General features: G+C 40.8%; 20 protein-coding genes. 13 read left to right on the top strand and 7 right to left on the bottom strand.

Features of this window, described 5'->3' with window-relative positions:
- Positions 1-89: 89 nt before the first annotated feature.
- Complete coding sequence (locus NQT65_RS06845; protein ID WP_126009027.1) at positions 90-848, top strand: peptidylprolyl isomerase; 759 nt, start codon at positions 90-92, stop codon at positions 846-848.
- A gap of 48 nt (positions 849-896) precedes the next feature.
- Here the strand turns inward: NQT65_RS06845 and NQT65_RS06840 are convergent, their stop codons facing one another.
- Positions 897-1,316, bottom strand: coding sequence for an MAPEG family protein (locus NQT65_RS06840; RefSeq protein WP_256850782.1), 420 nt, complete (start codon positions 1,314-1,316; stop codon positions 897-899).
- Positions 1,317-1,484: 168 nt separating this feature from the next.
- Between NQT65_RS06840 and NQT65_RS06835 the strand changes: the two genes are divergently transcribed.
- A complete protein-coding gene (locus tag NQT65_RS06835; RefSeq protein ID WP_256850781.1) occupies positions 1,485-4,376 on the top strand; it encodes an insulinase family protein in 2,892 nt (963 codons plus the stop codon).
- Between the two features lie 117 nt (positions 4,377-4,493).
- Here the strand turns inward: NQT65_RS06835 and NQT65_RS06830 are convergent, their stop codons facing one another.
- Complete coding sequence (locus NQT65_RS06830) at positions 4,494-5,876, bottom strand: Na+/H+ antiporter NhaC family protein (RefSeq protein WP_256850780.1); 1,383 nt, start codon at positions 5,874-5,876, stop codon at positions 4,494-4,496.
- A gap of 286 nt (positions 5,877-6,162) precedes the next feature.
- Here NQT65_RS06830 and NQT65_RS06825 point away from each other — a divergent pair, with 286 nt between their 5' ends.
- Entirely contained in the window at positions 6,163-6,663 is a 501-nt protein-coding gene (locus tag NQT65_RS06825; RefSeq protein WP_256850779.1) for a GNAT family N-acetyltransferase, read from the top strand.
- On the opposite strand, the gene NQT65_RS06820 is transcribed toward NQT65_RS06825, so the two are convergent.
- The 3 genes from NQT65_RS06820 to NQT65_RS06810 are packed head-to-tail and all read right to left on the bottom strand — an operon-like array spanning position 6,660 to position 10,086.
- A complete protein-coding gene (locus NQT65_RS06820) occupies positions 6,660-7,268 on the bottom strand; it encodes a PqiC family protein (protein ID WP_256850778.1) in 609 nt (202 codons plus the stop codon). The genes NQT65_RS06825 and NQT65_RS06820 overlap by 4 nt on opposite strands.
- Positions 7,268-8,923, bottom strand: coding sequence for an intermembrane transport protein PqiB (gene pqiB / locus NQT65_RS06815; protein ID WP_138684659.1), 1,656 nt, complete (start codon positions 8,921-8,923; stop codon positions 7,268-7,270). Before pqiB ends, NQT65_RS06820 begins: the two co-directional genes overlap by 1 nt.
- Positions 8,920-10,086, bottom strand: coding sequence for a paraquat-inducible protein A (locus NQT65_RS06810; RefSeq protein WP_236695089.1), 1,167 nt, complete (start codon positions 10,084-10,086; stop codon positions 8,920-8,922). The genes pqiB and NQT65_RS06810 overlap by 4 nt, the downstream gene beginning before the upstream one ends.
- 167 nt (positions 10,087-10,253) lie before the next feature.
- Between NQT65_RS06810 and NQT65_RS06805 the strand changes: the two genes are divergently transcribed.
- Positions 10,254-10,979, top strand: coding sequence for a substrate-binding periplasmic protein (locus NQT65_RS06805; RefSeq protein WP_256850777.1), 726 nt, complete (start codon positions 10,254-10,256; stop codon positions 10,977-10,979).
- 24 nt (positions 10,980-11,003) lie between these two features.
- Here the strand turns inward: NQT65_RS06805 and NQT65_RS06800 are convergent, their stop codons facing one another.
- The gene (locus tag NQT65_RS06800; RefSeq protein WP_256850776.1) at positions 11,004-11,825 is read right to left on the bottom strand and encodes a thioesterase family protein; all 822 of its coding nucleotides are present in this window, start codon (positions 11,823-11,825) and stop codon (positions 11,004-11,006) included.
- Positions 11,826-12,066: 241 nt separating this feature from the next.
- Here NQT65_RS06800 and dnaK point away from each other — a divergent pair, with 241 nt between their 5' ends.
- The 9 genes from dnaK (at position 12,067) to NQT65_RS06755 (ending at position 21,370) form a co-directional block, all read left to right on the top strand.
- Complete coding sequence (gene dnaK, locus NQT65_RS06795) at positions 12,067-13,986, top strand: molecular chaperone DnaK (RefSeq protein WP_256850775.1); 1,920 nt, start codon at positions 12,067-12,069, stop codon at positions 13,984-13,986.
- 201 nt (positions 13,987-14,187) lie between these two features.
- Positions 14,188-15,330, top strand: coding sequence for a molecular chaperone DnaJ (gene dnaJ / locus NQT65_RS06790; protein WP_024031901.1), 1,143 nt, complete (start codon positions 14,188-14,190; stop codon positions 15,328-15,330).
- Positions 15,331-15,631: 301 nt separating this feature from the next.
- Complete coding sequence (gene ybaK, locus NQT65_RS06785; protein ID WP_256845842.1) at positions 15,632-16,093, top strand: Cys-tRNA(Pro) deacylase; 462 nt, start codon at positions 15,632-15,634, stop codon at positions 16,091-16,093.
- Positions 16,094-16,213: 120 nt separating this feature from the next.
- A complete protein-coding gene (locus tag NQT65_RS06780) occupies positions 16,214-16,618 on the top strand; it encodes a DUF1761 domain-containing protein (protein WP_004588719.1) in 405 nt (134 codons plus the stop codon).
- Positions 16,619-16,670: 52 nt separating this feature from the next.
- Positions 16,671-17,039, top strand: a complete 369-nt coding sequence (locus NQT65_RS06775) for a response regulator (RefSeq protein WP_024031358.1) — start codon at positions 16,671-16,673, stop codon at positions 17,037-17,039.
- 157 nt (positions 17,040-17,196) lie between these two features.
- Positions 17,197-17,448, top strand: coding sequence for a hypothetical protein (locus NQT65_RS06770; protein ID WP_004588717.1), 252 nt, complete (start codon positions 17,197-17,199; stop codon positions 17,446-17,448).
- A gap of 186 nt (positions 17,449-17,634) precedes the next feature.
- Positions 17,635-17,901 carry a CBU_0592 family membrane protein gene (locus NQT65_RS06765; RefSeq protein WP_004588716.1) on the top strand — a complete coding sequence of 89 codons (267 nt, stop codon included), beginning with the start codon at positions 17,635-17,637 and terminating at the stop codon, positions 17,899-17,901.
- 171 nt (positions 17,902-18,072) lie between these two features.
- Positions 18,073-19,797, top strand: a complete 1,725-nt coding sequence (locus NQT65_RS06760) for a sensor histidine kinase (RefSeq protein ID WP_256850774.1) — start codon at positions 18,073-18,075, stop codon at positions 19,795-19,797.
- A gap of 154 nt (positions 19,798-19,951) precedes the next feature.
- A complete protein-coding gene (locus NQT65_RS06755) occupies positions 19,952-21,370 on the top strand; it encodes a coniferyl aldehyde dehydrogenase (protein ID WP_256850773.1) in 1,419 nt (472 codons plus the stop codon).
- A 71-nt stretch (positions 21,371-21,441) separates the two neighbouring features.
- Here the strand turns inward: NQT65_RS06755 and NQT65_RS06750 are convergent, their stop codons facing one another.
- On the bottom strand, positions 21,442-22,167 hold the full coding sequence (locus NQT65_RS06750) for a tetratricopeptide repeat protein (RefSeq protein WP_024032214.1): 726 nt from the start codon (positions 22,165-22,167) through the stop codon (positions 21,442-21,444).
- Positions 22,168-22,223: the final 56 nt, after the last annotated feature.

Genomic DNA, 22,223 nt, shown 5'->3' with positions numbered 1-22,223 from the left:
AGTTGTGCCTTTTAAATGCTTTTTCTTGGCGTATAGTGTGGATTAGAATTAACACTTAATTTAAATAACAATAACAAAAAGGACTCATAATGAAAAAGTGCCTGATTGGCTCACTACTTGCGTTTTCGTGCTTTACTAGCCAAGCCACTATTGTTGAAATGCAAACTTCGCACGGGGTGATAGAGCTTAACTTGTTTGATCAACAAGCCCCCAATACGGTTGCTAACTTTTTAAGTTATATTGAAGATGACGCATACAACCAAACCGTAATACACCGCTCAGTCAGCGACTTTGTAATACAAGGCGGCGGCTTTACATTTACCGACGAATTAGTGCCAATAACCACCAAGCCTGCTGTTGTTAATGAGCCTGTTTTATCTAATGTGAAGGGCACAATCGCGATGGCTAAATTAGCCAACGATGAAAACAGCGCAACGAGCCAGTGGTTTTTTAATGTGGTTGATAATAGCGAAGCGCTTGATACTCAAAATGGCGGTTTTACAGTATTTGGACAAATTACAGCGCAAAGCCAAGCTACGCTCGATAATATTGCTGGATTGGTACACTGCGGCGATATCCCGTTGGTTGATATAACCAGTGAACAATGCTCAAGTAGCGACGTCGCTCTGAGCAGCGCTAACTTTGTAACTATTAATAGTGTGGTGGTATTAGATGACGACCCGCTTTCATCTGCCAACTTAAACCCAACAGCCAATACATTAATAAGCCAAGACGATTCATCAGCAGAGGCTGGCTCATCGAGCAGTTCGGGTGGGAGTATGGGTATTGGTTTTTGCTTAATTGCACTGCTTGGTGTGGGTAAACGCTTAAAACGCGCTAAATACTAATTATGTGTTAAACAGTAAATAAAAAAGCGGCTAATTAAGCCGCTTTTACTAAAATGCTAAAATTCGCCAAACAATCGCAAGCCATAAAGCAAACACACTGGCGCAGCCTAGTAAAAAAACATTAAAGCGCAGTCTTACATTATTACTGCCAATATGAACAGCCGTATGCACAATACGCGAAATAACAAATAAGCAAGCAAGCGCAGTAATTAAGTAGCTAGCGCTGTTAAGTTGCAATGCAACAATACAACCGATATAAAAAAGCACTGGTATTTCAAACTGATTGGTAAAGTTTCTATCAGCTACGCGTACGGTATCGCCTGCGTTATCAAGGCGCATGGTTTTAAAATCGCTCAACTGTAATTGTTTGTTTTTTGCAGCAGCAAAGCGTCGCTTGCCCATAATTAACATTACAACGAGCGATAACGTTACTTGTGCAAACATGGCGAGTATTATTATTTTTTCCATCCTATTTCCTTCGTTATTATTTTACTGACTTTAAGTATGCAGGTGTTTTTCACAATGTGTTACATAAATTAGTATTATTTTGTGGTAAACCCTTAATTGTTAGTGTTAATTTAGCTCTATTACGTTGTTTTGAGCGCATCCTAAGCGCAATTTTAATGGAAAAACATAATGAAAAAAATTCTTGGTTTTAGCGTCATCGCTTTAGCAGTTTTAAGTGGCTGTACAAATACATCATCTACCTCATCGGTTGCTAGTTCTTCGCAAAGCTTCTTACTCTCAGACACATTAGTTGTAAGCCCAAATGATACGCGCGAATATAAAACTCTTACCCTCGAAAACGAAATAGAAGTCATTTTAGTCTCTGATCCAAGCGCTGAAAAATCAGCAGCATCGCTAAGTGTAGGCGTAGGCTTACTACACGACCCTATGATGCAGCAAGGTATGGCACATTACTTAGAGCATATGCTTTTTTTAGGCACAGAGCGCTACCCCGATACAAAAGGCTACTCTGACTTTATGACCAAAAATGGCGGGGTAAATAATGCGTATACCTGGCTCGATATTACCAACTACATGTTTAAAATTAATAACGATGCCTTTGATGAAGCGCTAGACCGTTTTGCTGATTTTTTTAAAGCCCCTAAGCTGTACCCTGAATATGCAGATAAAGAAAAAAACGCTGTAAATGCCGAGTGGTCGATGCGCCGCGAAATGGACTTTTTTGGCCAGTTTAAACTTGCCCGTAAAATGATGGGTGATCACCCGGCAAATCGCTTTTTAATTGGTAACCTAGAAACGCTAGGAGACAAAGAAGGCAGCCAATTACACAAAGAAACGGTCGACTTTTACAATAAATACTATTCATCAAATATCATGAAAGTGGCGCTTATTTCAAACTTGCCAATTGAGCAAATGGAGCAAAAAGCAAAAACTTATTTTGCCGATATCGAAAATAAACACATTGAAAAGCCAACCGTTACTGCAGAGCTTGATTTTGATAAAGCCGGTGGCAAAAAAGTATATTACTCACCTAATGAAGACGTAAAACAGCTGCAACTTGAGTTTACGATTAATAACAACAGCAGCGACTTTGCGGTTAAACCTAACCGTTATGTCAGTTATTTATTAAGTAATGAGATGCCAGGTAGCCCGGCACAATTACTACGCGACAAAGGCTGGGTATCGCAATTAACAGCGTCTCCTTCTCCTAGTCAGTACGGCAATTACGGCGCGCTTACTATTTCGCTAGAATTAACCGATGAAGGCATGAAAAACCGCGAAACAATTGTCGCAACTATTATGCAATACATTGAACTGATTAAAAAAGAAGGTGTAGATGCTAAGTACTTTAATGAAATTCGTACATCACTTAGCAATCAATTTAAGTTTTTAGAAAAAGGCGATGAGTTTAGCTATGTCAGCGCGCTTACTGGTAGCATGCAAGATTACCCATTAAATCATGCCATTGATGCACCTTACTATTATGCCAAATTTGACGCAGAGGCGATAAACGAGGTACTTAAACAATTAAATGCCGATACGCTGCGCGTTTGGTATATTTCGCAACAAGAAGAAACCGACTCGCAACTGTATTTTTATGATGGTAAATACCGCATAGAAGATATTAGCGATGCCGAAATTGCCAGTTGGAAAACATCAAGCGAGTTTAAGCTTGCTTTACCAAGTGTAAATAACTTACTACCTGAAAGCTTCGCGATTAAAACAGCTGAGTTTAAAGAGCAGAAACACCCTGAACTGGCTTACGATAAAAACGGCGTAAAAGTATGGCGCCAAGCAAGCCAAAAATTTGCTGCCCAGCCAAAGGGGTTGGTTGAGGTATATATTAATACCCAACCAGGCTTAAATGATATTAATGCTGAAGTACTTTACTCAGTATGGGCCGACTTATATAACATTCAACAAAGCCAACTAAGCACCGAAGCCGCCATTGCCGGCATGAGTGTAAACCTTGCGCCAAGTAATGGTTTAGTTTTATCAATGAGTGGCTTTACCGATAAGCAAGATGTACTTTTAAAACAAGCGCTAAGCGGGTTAAAAGCCGACGTAACTGCACAAGCATTTACCCAAGGCATTGATCGCTACAAACGTGGCTTGTTAAATCAGCAAAAGCAATTTCCGTATGCACAAGCATTTGGCGCCTACTCAAAACTTATCCGCACAGGCAGCTTTGATACAGAGGCACTGATAAAAGCGGCAGAATCGCTAAGCGTTGCCGATTTAAACAAGCTAAAAACGGCCACATTTGCCACCAACGATTTACGTGTATTTAGCTACGGTAATTACAACCAACAAGATATAGAATCGATAGCCACTGAGTTAAGTGCCACTTTACCAAGCAATCATACATCGAGTGAGTTTGCGCGCAGTAAAGCATGGTTACCGCAGCCAGGCGAAACGCGAGTATTGCAAAAAGATATTGATGTTGCCGATGTGGCAGTAGTTGATATGACTGTTCACCCAGTGCCAGGGTATAAACAAAAAGCGCAAGCTGCGGTGTTACAAAGCCACTTTAGAACCATTGCATTTGATAAAATGCGTACCGAAGAGCAACTTGCATACGCCGTAGGCGCGCTGGCTCGCCCAATAGAGGATTACTCGGCAATTGGCTTGTTTATTCAAACACCTGTTAAAGGGCCAAAAGAAATACAGGCACGTTTTGATCAATTCAAAAAAGAGTACGCGGTAGAGCTTGATAATATGAGCTTAGATACTTTTGCTCAACTTAAAAATGCCACGCTTGTATCACTAAAAGAGCAGCCTAAAAACCTAAGCGATGAAATGGGGCCACTTATTACCGATTGGTATCGTGAAAACTTTAACTTTGACTCTAAGCAAAAGCTAATTGATGAAGTTGAAAAAGTAACGCTTGAGGATATTAAGCAGTACTACAAACAAACTATGCTAAACCCACAAGCCGCACGTTTAAATGTGCAGTTACGTGGTACTAAGTTTGTAGAAAGCGACTTTGCTGATTTACCAAATCAAACCAAAATTCAATCGCTTGAAACCTATTACAATGGTATTAAATTACAAAAATAAGCTATATATATTTATACAGCTAAAAGAATACCAATCCGCTTAATTAAGTATTATTGTGGATTGGTAAAACACCCCAGTGTAGTACTACATTGGGGTTTTTATTTATATTAACTTAATTTATGCCATAGCAATAAAGCCGACAACGGCAAGTGCCGCGGCAACTAATGTATAAGGTAGTTGCGTTACTGCATGGCTCATTAAATTACAGCCAGAGCCTTGTGCTGCAAGTACGGTAGAGTCTGAGTAAAAACAGGCTTGGCTACCAAATGATGAGGCCGATAACAACGCGCCAATAACCAGTGGAATATTAGCGTCAACGGCAGTTGCCAGTGGCATAACTATTGGGATCGACACAGCAAAAATACCCCAACTAGAGCCTGTAGCAAACGCTAACACCGCCATAGCAATAAATACCACCGCCGGTAAGTATTGGGCAGTCATGTACGGGCTCAAACTACTGATCACAAACTGCGGTAAGCTAATTAAGTCGCACACATCTTTAAATATAAATGCCGCTATTACAGTGCCAATAGCCGGTATCATGCTTTTAAAGCCATCAAGCATGCGCTCTATCATTTCGCTAAAGCTCATTAATTTTTGTAGTGCATAAAAAGGAAGCGTTACCGCCATAGTTGCCAATAAGCCTTTATATACATCTATTTCAAAGTAAACTGTAAAGGCTACTAGTAAAATTATAGGCAGTAAAAAGTTGTGTAATTTTCCTTTAGGGTCGGCATCTTCAAAGCTTTCTTCTACTGCTTTTACAGCGTATTCGTCGGCTGTTTGAATATCACTAAATTGCGCAGGGTCTACAGTGGCTTGCTCAACTTGCGCTAACCTTTCGGCTTTTTTCATAGGCCCAATAGCAGGTATAACACCCAGTACCACTAACAAAACCACCAATACTGCAAACCAGGCGTAAAACATATAAGGAATGGCTTGAATATAAACCGCAATGTCTTTGCCCTCCTCGGCAATGCCGTTATCGACTAACAAGCCGCCAAAAAATACCGCCCAAGTCGATAAAGGGACAAGTACGCAAATAGGTGCCGCTGTTGAATCTACAACGTAGGCGAGCATTTCTCGGCTAACTTTAAATTTATCGGTAATGCGTTTCATCGTTTCACCAACGGTAAGCGCATTTAAATAGTCATCAATAAAAATAACCACACCTAAACAAAAGGTCATAAATAAAGAAGAGCGTTTACCTCTAGTGTATTTTAGCGCTAATTTGCCAAACGCCGACGCACCGCCAGTGCGCACTAATAAAGCGATTAAAGCGCCAAAGCCTCCGCACACGAGTATTAACCAACCTATGGTTTCGTCGGTCATTACTTTAAGTGACGTGCTGGCAAAGTTAGCAAGCACCTGAGCTGGGTCGGCTATTACTAAGCCGACTAAAGCGCCAATAAGTAAAGATAAAATAGGGCGGCGTAAAACAACAGCCAATACCACAACCACCGCTGGTGGCAGCAAACTTAATGCAGAAGGTTCAAGCATTTAAAGATTCACAAAATTAAAAGCATATTTAAATAATAAATTGCTTAACAAAAACAAAGCAGGTAATAGTTATTACGTGCCAAGTCACTGCTTTTGCCGCGTAGGGTGCTTTGCTGTTATGTTAAATTAATAGCGAAAGGGAAACGCGTTGGCTTTGGCGCCAGACGGTGCAAGAGAAGCATGCCGCTATTGTTGTGCCTGTAAAAACATCGGCGCAAAAATAATCCGGTTTTGTATTTCAGTCAATAAAAATTTACGTACAAAATAACTTTTTATAGGAGATAACGTGGAGGCCGTATTTAAAACCCAACGTTTATTATTGCGCTATGCAAATGAGCACGATGCAGCCATGTTAATTACTTTGGTGAATCAGCCAAATTTTATAAAATATATTGGCGATAAAGCCATTCATACGCACAGCGATGCCACGCGCTACATTGAGCAATCGTTTAGAGCATCCCATAAACATCAAGGGTTTGGCCCTTATATTATTACTTTACACAATGGTGAAGTAGTAGGAGTTGTGGGCTTTTATAAACGCGACGTACTGCAACTGCCAGATTTAGGTTTTGCCTTGTTAACCCGTTATGAGAAAAACGGTTATATTTTTGAAGCGGCCAAAGCGCTATTACATAATAGGCACGCACTTGGGATAAAGCAGGTCAGTGCTATCTGCGCAGCTAATAACACCGCTTCTCAGTGTGTATTATTAAAGTTAGGTTTTAATAGGGTAGGCAAGGCGGTTATTAATAATGATAAAACCGCCATAACTATATATGGTTATTAAAGTCGCGCTTGCTCTATGGCTTTTGCTACGCTTAGGTTTATGTTTTGCCAAGTTTGCTCAAGGGTAGCCACTAAGCCATCGTAACCATCATCTTCTATTGGAACTACATGCGAAAAATTATGCACACTAATCAGGCTGCGGCCGGTTTCTGGGTGGGTGTAATATAAGCGCCACAGGCCAGAAATATCAGCGTTGCCTTGCATATCACCATTAAAGTGGTGCACTTCATATTCAAGCTCGAAAAACGTTTGTTGATCAAGCTCGGTAATTACCGGTAAGCCCTTAATGACCATCCAATTAGGCATTGCATTAAAAAGGGTTTGTTGCGCTGTAGCGGTGAGCATCACATCGGGCGATTCACCCCATAGGTTGTAATTTGCCGCATGAATTTGGTTGCTATCAATTTTCATTGCTATGCCCAAATTATTTAATGCGCCTCTAAGGGCTACAGTTTGCACTCTTAATTGGGCATCAGTTTCTTTTACATGGCGTGATGATGAAGCAATGGGTTGTTCAAACTGATAATACTGCGTTGCGGTTTGAATTGACGCACTGCACCCTGCAAGGGTAATTAACACGGTTATGGCTAAAAATAAGTGTTTCATTATTGCTTCCTTGGTTGTGGATCAGCAGGGAGTGCTTTATCAAAAATAAACATATTAGGTTGTTCGTTTAAACCCCGTGTAAGCGGCTGAATTTCTTCACTTAAGCGTTTAAATTCAAGCAAGGTTTGCTGTAATTGATGATGAAACTCAGAGCCGGCCTGATAACTTGCCATGGTTTTATCAAATTGACGCATGGTCACTTCAAACTGCTCCATACTTTTGGTCATTTTATCAAAGTTACGGTTAAAGTCGCCGGGTAAGTTTTGGGTATCTTTTTGGCTTAATAACGCACGCATTTCGTTAGCAAGCGCTTGGTAGTCGCTAAATGTAGCCTGCATTTGCGCTAGGCTGTCTTCAATTTTTAAATCGTTTACCTTGTTAAGCACATCCGAGACCTGATCGGCAAGCACCGTAATGCCGCTAGAAATACTCGGAAATACATCATATTGGGCAAGTTTTGCTAAATGCGCTTTTGGTGCGTCGGGGTATATATCAAAATCTACATACACTGCGCCAGTTAAAAGGTTGCCGGGTTTTAAAGAAGCACGCATACCATTTTTTATCCAGCCGGTTAGGCTACTTTGCCAAAACTCTTTGGCCGCTGCGCTATCGTGATATAAACGGCCATACTCAATTTTAATTAGTACCGGCACCGCCGTATTATGGTTTTTAAAATGTGCAGGTTTGCCATTAACAATAACGTTAGCGGGGGCTTCTACCACGGTACCAATTCGGGTGCCGCGATATTCCACAGGCGCGCCGGGTCTTAGGCCACGTATAGATTGTTCAAAATCAATAATGTAGTAATCAAAGTCGTAAAAGCGCTCTTCTAGTGCTTCTTTGTAGCTTTGGCTTAGCGAAAAGTTGTGGCCGTCTTGGGCTAAGTCGCCTGGGGCTTGTTGCTCTGGCAAGCCAACCGAAATACCGCCTTTGAGGAGTTTACTTAATGAGCCGGTACTTATATTAATGCCATCGGCCGACAAATCTATTTCAATGCCGGCATTAACCCAAAATATAGAGTTTAATGTTATGAGGTTTTGATACGGTTCGTTAATAAAAATACCGTACTTCATTGCTTGGTTTTTCCAGTCAAAAGTAGCGGTTTCTATTTGGCCTATTTTATAGTTTTTAAAAAATATCCCAGTGCTTACCTCTAGCACTTCAGCGTTGTAGCTGAGTAACTGAAAACGCCCACCTTTTACATCTTTACCAATAAGGGCTGGCTCGTCTTGTAATACAAAACGCTCTTTTAGTTTTTTACTCTCCCCCGGTGAAAACTCTAAATAAACACCCGACAAAAGCGTACTCATACCACTAATGCCCGTTTCGTCTATACGAGGTTTAACAACCCAAATTTTGGCATCCTCGGTGAGGAGCTCATTATAGTTTTTGTCTATTTGTGCGCGGGCAATAACGCTATCTTGCGAGTCAGAAAGGCGTATAGCATCAATTTGACCAATTTTAACACTGCGCACTTTTATTTCTGTTTTACCTGCAATAATGCCCTCTGCGTGGGGCATTTTTATATAAATAGTAGGGCCTACATTTGCTTGGTATTGATACAACATCCATATACCAACTAATAAGGCTATCAGTGGAATAATCCAAATAGCAGAAATTTTTGGTTTTGTTGTTACATTAGCCGTTTCGGTCATGCTTTATTCTCTGAATGTTTGTTTTTTGGTGTATCCCACAACAAGCGCGGATCAAACGCATGTGCAGCCATCATTTGGCATATTACCATAACAGTAAAAAATACAATGCCTAGCCCTGGGGTAATTGACATTAAGTTGCCTAGTTGCACTAAGGCAACGAGTATAGCAACAACAAATACATCGATCATTGACCATTTGCCAATAAATTCAGTAAGTTGATAAATTTTAGTATAGCCTTTTGTGTGCTTGTTAGCAGGTTTTGCCACCATAATGCATAAAAAGCTAAGCACAAAGGCTTTGGCCAGTGGCACCACTACGCTGGCCAAAAATATAATGGCAGCAATGGGGTAGGAACCACTTTTCCAAAGTGTCAGTACGCCGCCAATTAAGGTTGACGGTGACACATCACCCAGGCTGGTAGTGTGCATTATTGGTAATAGATTTGCAGGTATGTAACACAGTACAGAAGTCACCAACCAAGCCGTTGCTTTTTGAACACTGTTGGGGTTTCTTACATGGGTTTTAGTGTGACAACGCGGGCAAATACTACTTTTACACAGTTGATGGCATACGTGGCAAGCTTTAATGTTTTGATCAATAGCGCGTTTGGCATGTGCTGCGTCTTCGAGTGTTGTTGCTGGTTTAATATGTGCCCATAAGCGCGGCTTATTTAAATGGGCAAGCGCCGCAATATACATAATAACAAAGCCAATATATGCCCAAAAGCTGGTGCCAAAACTAATGTCGGCAAGCGACATAATTTTAACCATGCTTACTAACACGCCAATTAAAAATATCTCAGACATGATCCACGGCTCAAGGGCCAAGGTAAACTTGAGCAATCGCCTAGCGATGGCCTCAGGCAAAGATTGCAAAAGCCCAAGATGCATAGGAATAAGAATGATCAGTAAGCTCATTGGCAGCGCAATAATGCTTAAATCAATAAATAAGCCAAGTAACTCACTGTCGTAATTAAATAAAATTCGGGCAGCATCGGGCAGGGTGATGGTTTGCGTTATTCCGCTGCTACTAAATGAAATAAACGGGTAAAACATGCTGCTTAATAGCATTAGTAATGAGCCAATACTTAGCGCAACTACTTTACTGTCGTTGTTTACATCACCTTCGCACAACTTATGGTGACAATGCGGGCACACGGCCATTTGCTTATCGGCTATTGCGGGTATATCAATTATTAGGTCGCAGCACGGGCAAATTGTTTGCAAGTTATAACCATCAAAGAAGAATGTTTACGCAATTTTGCTATATTTAAGTTATTAATACAACGCGATTCATCATTAAGCGCAATAACAATACGTTAAGGATAGATGTGAGGCTGTTATTACTTTGCTTTATTAGCTGTTTTTTTATAAGCCCGCCAGTGTCTGCCGCTTGGCAAAAACAGCCAATTGTGATTGCTGCCAGTGCGACTATTCCTCCCTATGTAATAGAAAAAACAGATACGGGTATACAACTTAATATAATTAAAGCGGCACTTATTGAGCAAGGCTTAGATAATATTGTGGTTATTTACATGTCTAACAAGCGCGCCGAGCAGCAACTGCATAGCGGTAATGTGGATATACTGCTTAATTACGCAGGAAAGCGCGGCGCAGGTATTTATTCTAGTCAGCCAGTATTGAGTTATAAAAATGTGGCGGTATCACTTAAAAAGCGCAACTTTACTATTGAGACTATAAAAGAGCTAAACAATAAAAGTGTATTAGGATTTCAACATGCAACAGCTTATTTACCACCCACATTTGCAAAAGGGGTTGCTCAGTTTGCAAGTTATGAAGAAGTAGTCAATCAGCGTGCGCAAGTCGATAGGCTAATGAAAGACTGGGTGGATGTAATTATCCTCGATGAGCGGATATTTCATTACTATAATAATGACTATGCGCACTCATTACCCGTTAATATTCACCCAATTTTTCCAAAAGCCCCACGCCCTGCTTATTTTAACAGCGCAGTGCTGCAAAAAACATTTGATAAAGGCCTGCTAACTATAAAAGCAAAGGGAAAATATCAACAAATAATGAGTGGTTACCACTAAGCTCATTAGTAAGCTAAGCGGTGCTTAATCAAACAAAGCAACGGTTTGACGTGTCAAAGCAATTAGCTCCCCCGATTGCGACCAAATACAGCCATCTTCTAAGCCATAACCCCCTTTAGCATGATGTGTAATTGCTTCAAAGCCTAACCATTCACCGGGTGTAAGCGTTGGCTCTTGCACAAATTCTAAATACCACGACATGCTACTTGCAGGAGCTGGCTGTTTAAACATTTGTAATAATGTAGGAGGCCACGCATCGGTAAGGGCTATTATATGTGCTTCGGTAATTGCCTCTGGGGTATGTTTAAAGCGCATCCAGCCGCCTAAATGCGAGGTCTGTGCAGCGCTAAAAGGCATAGCGCCTTGCTGCGGACATAAATCAACATGTTGGAAAAACTCAGGCATTTGCCCTTCAATAAACGGCAATGTATGACGTGCATCCACAGGCTTTAATCCCATTTCTTTACTAACCGGTACATTAACACCCGATTGCCTATCAATAGCAAAACACGCTTGGACAATAACGCACACTTGTTCACTCTGAATCACTTTAGCTAATACCTGAGTACTGCTTTTACCTTGGCGTAAAATTTCAACTGACAATGAAAAAGGTGTATCGGCGAGCAGCGGCCCAACAAAATTAGTGCTCAAAGACAGTAATCGTCTACTTGGGTCAATGTGTTTTCTGATTGCTTGATAAAGTAGTGCAGCAGAAAGGCCACCAAAAGCGGTTCTACCTTGGCACCAATTAGCAGGAAACTCCATTGTATTGCTGTTATTGGCAAGCGAAGCCGAAGAAGAGCTTGAAATAGCAGCGGCTTGTTTTAATAAGTCATCAAAATGCATCGTTAATATCCTTGAAATTATCATTATCAGACATATATAGCACATAACAACTGGTCAGACTAGTTGTGTTAAATAGGTGTATTTGGCGTAAAAAACATCAAACCCTACTTTTATTAAGGTTTTTTGTTAAATAAATTACAAAAAATGAATTTTTTTTCATTTTTACAGTTGAATTAACTTTGTGGCATCCCTATTTACTAGTCATCGAACGTATTAACGAATTTGAAGTTGGAGAAGATTCATGGGTAAAATTATTGGAATCGATTTAGGTACTACAAACTCTTGTGTTGCAGTACTTGATGGTGATAAAGCACGTGTTATTGAAAATGCGGAAGGCGATCGCACAACCCCGTCTATTATTGCTTACACGCAAGACGGCGAGACTCTAGTAGGTCAACCTGCTAAGCGTCAAGCGGTTACTAACCCAACTAACACGTTATTTGCAATTAAGCGTTTAATTGGTCGTCGTTTTGAAGACGAAGAAGTACAACGCGATATCGGTATTATGCCGTTCAAAATCATCAAAGCTGATAACGGCGATGCATGGGTTGAAGCGGGCGGTGAAAAACGCGCTGCACCACAAATTTCTGCAGAAGTACTTAAAAAAATGAAGAAAACGGCAGAAGACTTCTTAGGTGAAAAAGTAACTGAAGCTGTAATCACAGTACCTGCATACTTTAACGATTCACAACGTCAAGCAACAAAAGATGCTGGTCGTATTGCGGGTCTTGAAGTTAAACGTATTATCAATGAGCCAACAGCTGCTGCCCTTGCTTACGGCATGGACAAAAACAAAGGTGAAAACGTTGTTGCAGTATACGACTTAGGTGGTGGTACTTTCGATTTATCAATCATTGAAATTGATGAAGTTGAAGGCGAGCACACATTTGAAGTACTTGCTACAAACGGTGACACTCACTTAGGTGGTGAAGATTTCGATAACCGCGTAATCAACTACTTAGTAGCTGAATTCAAGAAAGACCAAGGCATCGATTTACAAAACGATCCGCTTGCTATGCAACGTGTTAAAGAAGCGGCTGAAAAAGCGAAAATCGAACTATCATCTGCACAATCTACAGAAGTTAACCTTCCGTACGTAACTGCCGATGCATCAGGTCCTAAGCACATGAACGTTAAACTAACGCGTGCTAAACTTGAATCATTAGTTGAAGACTTAGTAACTAAGTCAATTGAGCCACTTAAACGCGCACTAGCGGATGCTGATTTATCTGTAAATGATATTAACGATATCATTTTAGTAGGTGGTCAAACACGTATGCCACTAGTACAAAAAACAGTTGCTGAGTTCTTTGGTAAAGAGCCACGTAAAGATGTTAACCCTGATGAAGCTGTAGCAGTAGGCGCGGCAATTCAAGGTGGTGTATTAGCAGGTGACGTTAAAGACGTACTATTACTAGACGTGTCTCCATTATCGCTAGGTATTGAGACAATGGGCTCAGTAATGACCGCGCTAATTGAGAAAAATACAACGATTCCTACTAAGAAATCGCAAACGTTCTCTACAGCAGAAGATAACCAATCTGCAGTTACGATTCACGTACTACAAGGTGAGCGTAAGCGTGCTAGCGACAACAAATCTCTAGGTCAATTTAACCTAGAAGGTATTCGTCCAGCACAACGTGGTACTCCACAAATCGAAGTAACTTTCGATGTAGATGCGGATGGTATCTTACATGTATCAGCGAAAGATAAAGATACAGGTAAAGAGCAAAAAATCACGATTCAAGCGTCTTCGGGCTTAAGCGATGAAGAAGTAGAAAAAATGGTTCGTGATGCAGAAGCTAACGCTGAAGAAGATAAAAAGTTTGAAGAGCTAGTAGCAACTCGTAACCAAGCTGATGCAATGGTACACGGTACTCGCAAGCAAGTTGAAGAAGCTGGCGATGCACTACCAAGCGAAGACAAAGATGTAATTGAAGCAGCTGTTGTTGACCTTGAAGCAGCTATTAAGAGCGACGACAAAGCAGAAATTGAAGCTAAAACGCAAGCACTTGCTGAAAAGTCTCAAAAGCTAATGGAAATCGCTCAAGCTAAAGCGCAACAAGGTGGCGCAGATGCAGGCGAGCAACCACAACAGTCTGCTAAGCAAGACGACGATGTAGTTGATGCTGAGTTTGAAGAAGTAAAAGACGACAAGTAATTGTCAGCTAAGCTTCTAACTAGCCTAAACAACATGATTTGCTCAAGTTTTTAGGGTAGGATGAACTTTTGAGGCGCGCAGGCTACAGCTTGTCGCGCCTTTTGTATGTATTTAAGGTTTAAAATTTTCATGATAAATCGATGTGATTTATCGGTTTATCCCGCAGCCTAGCTGCAAATAGAAAAGAGTAGTGTGATAGATATGTCAAAACGCGATTATTACGAAGTTCTCGGCGTAAGCAAAGATGCAAGCGAGAGAGACATAAAAAAAGCGTATAAACGCTTAGCGATGAAATATCACCCAGATCGTACCGCCGGTGATAAAGATCTCGAAACTAAATTTAAAGAAGTAAAAGAAGCTTACGAGATTTTAACCGACGATCAAAAACGTCAAATGTATGACCAATACGGCCATGCTGCCTTTGAACAAGGCGGTGGCGGCGGTCACGGTGGCTTTGGCGGTGGTGGTCAAGGCGATTTTGGTGATATTTTTGGTGATGTGTTCGGTGACATTTTTGGTGGCGGTGGTGGCCGTCGTCAATCGCGTCAGCAACGTGGATCAGATTTACGTTACAACATGGACCTAAGCTTAGAAGAAGCGGTTCGTGGTAAAGAAGTAGAAATAAAAGTACCTACGTGGGTTAGCTGTAAGCCATGTGATGGCAGTGGTGCAAAAGCGGGCTCTAAGCCTAAAACATGTACTACATGTCACGGTGCTGGCCAAGTACAAATGCGCCAAGGTTTCTTTGCTGTTCAACAAACGTGTCCAACGTGTCAGGGCCAAGGTCAGATTATTTCAGACCCATGTGATAAGTGTCACGGACAAGGGCGTGTTGAGAAAACAAAAACGTTGTCAGTTAAAATTCCAGCAGGCGTAGACACAGGCGATCGTATTCGTTTAACCGGTGAAGGCGAAGCGGGTATGCACGGAGCGCCAGCTGGCGATTTATACGTGCAAGTATCGGTACGCGAACACCCAATTTTTGTACGCGATGCGAATAACTTGTACTGCGAAGTGCCAATTAGCTTTACTACCGCAGGTTTAGGTGGCGAAATTGAAGTGCCTACGCTTGATGGCCGTGCAAAACTTAAAATACCGTCTGAAACACAAACGGGCAAAATGTTCCGTATGCGTGGCAAAGGTGTTAAATCGGTTCGTAGTGGTGCTCAAGGCGACTTAATTTGTAAAGTAGTGATTGAAACGCCAGTTAACTTAAACGAGCGTCAACGCGAGTTACTTAAAGAGTTAGACGAGAGCATGGGCAAAGATAGCTCAAAAAACCGTCCTAAAGAGCAAGGTTTTTTTGACGGCGTTAAAAAGTTTTTTGACGATTTAACTAAGTAATTAGTTATCGTAAAAACTAAAAAAAACGGTGCTTGATGCACCGTTTTTTTTGGCTCAAATTCATGTGATTTAACCATATTACTGGGCACGACTTAGCAATATTATAAAATGCGTATACTCAATCGATTGATTCACTGAGCTATTTTGTTGCCTTGTGCAATTGACCCACATTGCTTTACCCTTTGTACCTATACCCTCGTCAATAAAAGGCTTTTTACGTCTCTGCTATTAAGTTACTCTTCAAAATGATTAACCCTTATTGTAGATTAATAATGCGCTTAAAATAATGTGACTAAATTGTATGACCCCGGCAATAGAATTACTGAAAAAACAAAATGTGCCTCACGATGTACTTAGTTATCAACACGATGCTAATACAACACGTTATGGCCAAGAAGCCGTTGAAAAGTTAAACCTTAATAGTGAGCAGGTATTCAAAACCCTCGTGCTTGAAACCAATGAAGGGCAGTTAATTGTTGCCGTTACACCGGTATCCCAGCAAGTAAATTTAAAGCAATTGGCCAAACTGAGTCACGCTAAAAAGGTCGCAATGGCAAGCGCGCCAAAGGTACAAGCCGCCACGGGGTACATTTTAGGAGGGGTTAGCCCACTTGGGCAAAAAAAGCGACTAACCACTTTTATTCATTCAAGCGCTATGGCCTTTAAAACAGTGTATGTAAGTGCAGGTAAGCGAGGGCTTGAGGTAGCGCTATCGCCAATCGATTTAAAGGTACAAACATGTGCCACCTATGGCGATTTTTAGAAATCTCCACAAAAACCAACGCGCCCTATACCATATATTTTAAAGGCGATAATTTGCTGCTTAGGGTATTTTTAACTACAGTCAAAATACCCTTGTACACTATGCATTATGGCAGTATGTATGAATTTTACTGATGTTAATTTTTTTGCCGTGCTTGTGGCGGCGCTTTCCTCTTTTATGCTTGGCGGTATTTGGTATTCAAACGCTTTTTTTAAAAATGCCTGGTTAGAGTGTACAGGCCTTACGGAGCTTGATTTACAAACAGCAAAACCGGCGTTAATTTTTGGCGGCAGTATGGTACTTGCACTTTTGTCGGCAGTGGTGCTTTCATTATTTTTAGGTAAAGAGGCCGGAATGGGAGAGGGCGCCTTTACAGGTTTTGCCATCGGTTTGTTTTGGGTAGGTAGCTCGCTGGGGCTCAGTTACATTTATGAGCAGCGGCCAATCAAGTTATTTATAATTAATGCAGGGTATTACACATTACAATTTACATTAATGGGTTTTATTATAGGTGTATGGCCCTAAGTACGCTAAATAAGGCGCCACCTTTAAGCGCTAAAATACAATAAAGATAAATATGAAAATATTAGTCGTTGATGATATGCCACTTATGCGCCACGTATTAATTAACATGCTAAGGCAGCTTGATTACAAAAATGTTGTAGAGGCAACTGACGGCCAACAGGCATTAAAAATACTGCGTCAGCAAAAATTTGATTTAGTAATAACCGACCTACACATGCCTAAAGTAGACGGTGTAAACTTGCTCGATAACATACGCCACGATCAAGCCTTAGTCGATTTACCTGTTATTATGGTCACGTGCGAAGATAACGCTGATACAGTAAAACAAGTTATTAAAGCAAAAGTGTCGGGGTTTATTATTAAACCATTTAATATGAATGTGTTATCAGCGCAATTAAACCGTTTGTTTTTTAGAGATTAGCGAAACGCTTTTATGGCGTTTTATATCGTACCTATTATTTAATCCCTTGCGTTTTTCTCCACCGCTTATTAGGCAGTTTACCTAGCTTCTGTAACGTTTTTATTTATTAACTGCTAAAATGCCTGCTTTGTATCAACGTAGGTATGTTAAGGAGTGTATGGCTAAGCCAAATAAAAAAGGGCCGACTAAAACAGTCGATATTTTTTGCTCTGCTTGCAAAGCGGCGCTGTTTAAATATAGAAAAGGTGGCAAAGGCGCTTTAGTAAAGTGTTTTATAGAGCGAATAACCCAAGATTACACAACTACACCGTGTATTTGCCCCCAATGCGAGCGCCCATTTGCGCGCCCAGCAATCATACGCGGTACACCAGCTTATAAAATAATTGGCGGTAAGGTTACCTTTAAATAACCCAATACGTTTAAAAATGTAATAACTACAAAAGCTTAGATTTGCTGCTTAGTAAGGCGGACAATTGACCTTGTACCAATAAACAAGCCTGATATACTCGCCCGGTTTTGCTGTTTCAATGATTGAAAAACACCCTCCCCAAGGATAGGGCCAGTTAGTTGGGTTTTTTAAGCAAAGGATAAACGTGTGATAGCACTGTTATTTGATATTGTAGGTATGGCGGGTACTTTCTTAGTTGTTGGTGCATTCTTTTTATTACAACTTAATAAAGCATCCCCAACGGGGTTATTGTACAACATAATGAATTTAACAGGGGCAATTTTGCTGTTAATCAGTTTGTGTTACAACTTTAACCTTGCAAGCTTTGTAATTGAGATTTTCTGGATTGCAGCTTCACTGATCGGCTTATACAAGTACGCTAAAAATAAGCCTCAATTAGCCACTAACTCGTAATTTTGGTACCGCTAATGATGTTTACTGTTGCGAGTCAGTACAGACTTGCAGCAGTTTATAAATAAATTAAGATTTATTGTATTTGTTAACACAAAGTTTCTGTTGTTAGCGCCCATAACCCGTTAAACTAGCGCCCTTAAATTTTATAGCTATTTTGTTGTGAGCTAGGGCATGTTCTCCTTTTCTAAAAAACTTCTTTTATCTTTTGTTGTACTGATAGTGCTATTGTCGGTCGTGTTTTGCTATGGCCGAACTCATTATTATAATCAGGCCGAGCAAAAAGCAGCCCAGCAAGCAACTCAGTTAAAGCATTATATTGATGCTGAGCTTACGCGTTTTTCAAAAATTCCTCAGCTTCTTACCTATAACAATGAGGTTATTGATTTTTTAGGTGCGGCGCAAAATAACGAAAAAAAGATTAATAACTACTTAGCTGATATACAACAAGCCAGTGGTGCCTCAGATATTTATATTCTTGATGAACAAGGCGCTGTGATTGCAAGCAGTAACTGGCAGGCCGATCATAACTTTTTAGGCAGCGATCTGTCGTTTAGACCGTATTTTAAGCGCGCATTTGCAGGTGAAAAAGTAGCGTATTTTGCCCTAGGCATGCGTACAAAAGAGCGAGGCATCTATTTTTCACAAGCCATTTATAACAATAATCAAGCGGTAGGGGTCGTTGTTTTAAAAGTCAATGTGAACAAATTTGAAAGTGACCGTGAGCTTTTAAATACCGCCAAAGGCAGCCACTTTTATGTGCAGCTAGAAGATAGCGTGATTGCTATTTCAGATATGGAAAATTGGCGCCTGAATACGTTTTCTACACTCGATATTACTCATCGTCGAGACATCGCTCAGCGTCGAGCGTATTTAGATTATCAACCTAAGCTGATTGCCCATTCAAATTACACATCACAAAGGTTACTGTTTAGCACAATTGATGAGCATAATTATTTATCGGTAGAGCAAAAATTACGCTTTTTGAACGCATCGGTTACCGTATTAGTAAATGTATCTAATGCTAATATTGCACAATTACCGGCGTTATTTGGCTTTGTGGTAATTTATGCGCTTATTATTGCCCTAGGGTATGTTGTCTTAAGGCGCTTTGTTGGCGTTAAAAAGCTGGTTTATTCCCATCACAGTGTCAGTCAGGAAATTAGTGCACGTACTAATGCTTTTAAAGCACAGCAAGATGCGCTTGTACAATCAACTAAGCTTGCAACAATTGGCCAGCTTAGCATGGGCTTTAACCACGAAATTAACCACCCGCTTAATACCATTAATACTTACTTAGCCAGTGCTAAACGCTTGCTAGCTAAAGGAAAGTTTGAAGCCCTAAACGAAAATTTACAGTTTGTTGAAGCCTTAGTAGCAAGAGTGCATAAGATAGTTGCACAGCTAAATTATTTTTCTGATTCTGCAAAAACGATTATTAGCGAAGTGGCATTAAGTGAATCAGTAGCCAAGGCACTTGAGATTAATAAAAACCAGCTAAAGCAGGACAATATAAGTGTTTTACCGCCTAAAATTGACAGCCAATTAAACGTGTTAGCAGATAAAGCGGCCCTTGAAGAAGTGTTAGTTAACTTAATATCGAATGCCAGCCAAGCAATGCAGGGGTGTATTACTCGCGAGTTGAGTATCAGTGCCAATTATCTAAATAATAGTGTGCAACTGTGTATTGAAGATACCGGTCCAGGCATAGAAGTGCACGATATAGAGACTATTTTTGAGCCTTTTTACAGTACTAAATCGGTTGATGGACTAGGGCTTGGGTTGTGTATTTCTAAGCAAATTATTAGCGCGCTTAATGGCACGCTAAGCGCACAGAACCGCGAGCAAGGCGGCGCTAAATTTATTATTACGCTGCCTTGTGAGCCGCTAACGAGCTAAATAAAAGTAATTTAAGGGCTAAATTATTGAGCGAGTAGTGATTAATTGTGGCTATTTGTTCCTACAAAAACGGTAATTTTTAGATAGTTAGTGTTATTGCTCGAAAATCAGAACGGCGTTATAGTCGTAGCAAAATGATACACGAGTAGCACCTTTGGATACTGATAGCACACACACACCCTCACTCAGCGATACGTTTAATGAGCTGCAAAATAGCTTTTTAGCCCAGTCGTACCTCCCGATAGATAAGCGTATCGTATTATTAAAAACGTTGAACAAACGCATTGTTAGTAATGAACAAGCGCTTATCGATGCAGCATCAAAAGACTTTGGCTACAGAACCGCGTTCGATACGTTACTTGGCGATATTCTGCCAACGGTTCAGGGCTTAGCGCACATTATTAAAAAATTGCCAAAATGGGCAAAACCCAGTAAGCGCTCAACTAGCTTAAGTTTGTGGCCATCAAAAGTGAGTGTGACTTACCAGCCACTTGGTGTAGTTGGCGTGATTGCACCATGGAATTACCCCATACAATTGGCATTAGTGCCTGTTATTACCGCCATTGCTGCGGGTAATAGAGTTATGCTTAAGCTCAGCGAGTTTACCCCGCATACTAATGCAGTCATCGAAAAAATATTTGCAGACGAGCTACAAGCGCATTGTAAAGTGGTGTTAGGGGCAAGCGATGTAGCGAGTGAGTTTTCTGCACTGCCATTTGCACATCTGCTGTTTACTGGCTCAACGTCAGTGGGCAAGCTGGTTATGAAAGCAGCCAGCGAAAATTTAACTCCTGTTACCTTAGAGCTTGGTGGTAAGTCGCCGGTGATCATTACTGAACAAGCTAATATTAAAAAAGCAGCGCAAACATTATTGTTTGGTAAAATGGCTAATGCGGGGCAAATTTGTGTAGCCCCAGATTATGTATTTGTGCCTAAGGCCCTTGAGCATCAGCTGGTGCAGCAATTGTGCGAGCTTTATAAAAAGCACTTTAAAGACGGGGTTGAAGGCAAAAACTTAACGTCAATTATTAGCGATGCGCATTACACTCGCTTAGAAGGGTATTTAACACAAGCACAACAGTTAGGTGCGCAAGTTATTAAGCCGCTAGATCAAAACCAACAAGACAAACAAAAGCATAGAATGGGTTTGCATATTGTTACCGCACCTAGCGATGATATGACGTTAATGCAAGATGAGTTATTTGGCCCCATTTTGCCTATTAAAACCTACGAAAAGCTCGATGAGGCAATTAGCTACATAAAAGCGCATAATCACCCTTTAGCGCTATATATTTTAGGCCAAGATAAGCACGCTCAAGATTACATCATGGAGCAAACATTAAGTGGTACAGTTGCTGTAAACGATGCCTTAGTGCAGGTGACAGCAGACGATGTGCCATTTGGTGGCGTTGGGCATTCTGGAATGGGGCATTATCATGGTAAAGAAGGGTTTTTAACCTTTAGTCATGCAAAAAACACCTTGGTGTCTAGCTCGTTTAACCCGCGTACCGCGCTTTTACTCAAACAGAGCAACCTTATTGTTAAGCTGCTTAAATTTTTATATATTAAGTAAATGGGTATAAAAAAGGGCCAATGCGAGATGCATTTGCCCTTGTGTAACGCTTTGGTTTAGCTAGGCGAAAATTAAAATAAGCGACCTTCACCGGCGTACGTGCCTGCGAGTATTTTTTCGTAGATTTTGTCGGCTTTTTCTTTTGCTTCTTCTATTTCTTTAGGTAGCATTTTACGCTCATCTAGCTTACGGCTATGGCTTGCTTGCATGTTGCCGTTGTATTCTGCAATGGTGTTCCACACATACGACTTCTCTAAGTCTTTTGGCATGCCTAGGCCTTCAAAATACATGAGCGCCAGATTAAATTGCGCCAGTGAGTAGTTATTAGCAGCGGCTTTTTCGTACCACGTTCTGGCTTGTTTATAATCGCGCGTTACGCCCTCGCCATTTGCATACATAACACCTAAATTAAATTGTGCGGCGGGGAGGTTTTTTTTCGCTGCTTTTTCAAATAACGTAACCGCCATTTGCTTATCAAGCTTTACGCCTTTGCCTTCATCGTATAAAACCGCTAGCGCAAACATTGAGTCAGCGTGATTTTTTTTAACGCCTTCTTTATAAAGCTCTGCCGCTTTAAAGTAGTCGCGTGTAACACCATAGCCGCCCTCGTAAAGTTTACCTAGTTCGTAAATACCGGGGGCAAAGCCTTTATCAGCTAAATATTCAAATTCTTTTAGTGCCGTCGCAAACTCGCCTTCGTTGGCAGCTCTTATACCGTCTTCAAGAGTTGCATGTGCAAATGGGCTTGAAAGCAAAACGCCAGTGAGTATTAATGCTTTTAAATTAAACTGTGACATAGCCATGTCTCCAATAGGTAATAGTTGCAATGTGTATGTATAAAAACCTGTTTTAT

This window comes from Pseudoalteromonas agarivorans (genome assembly GCF_024518735.1).
In the GTDB taxonomy this organism is placed as follows: domain Bacteria; phylum Pseudomonadota; class Gammaproteobacteria; order Enterobacterales; family Alteromonadaceae; genus Pseudoalteromonas; species Pseudoalteromonas atlantica.
Note: the sequence above shows the minus strand (reverse complement) of the source record. Positions and strands in the feature narration are given on the sequence as shown.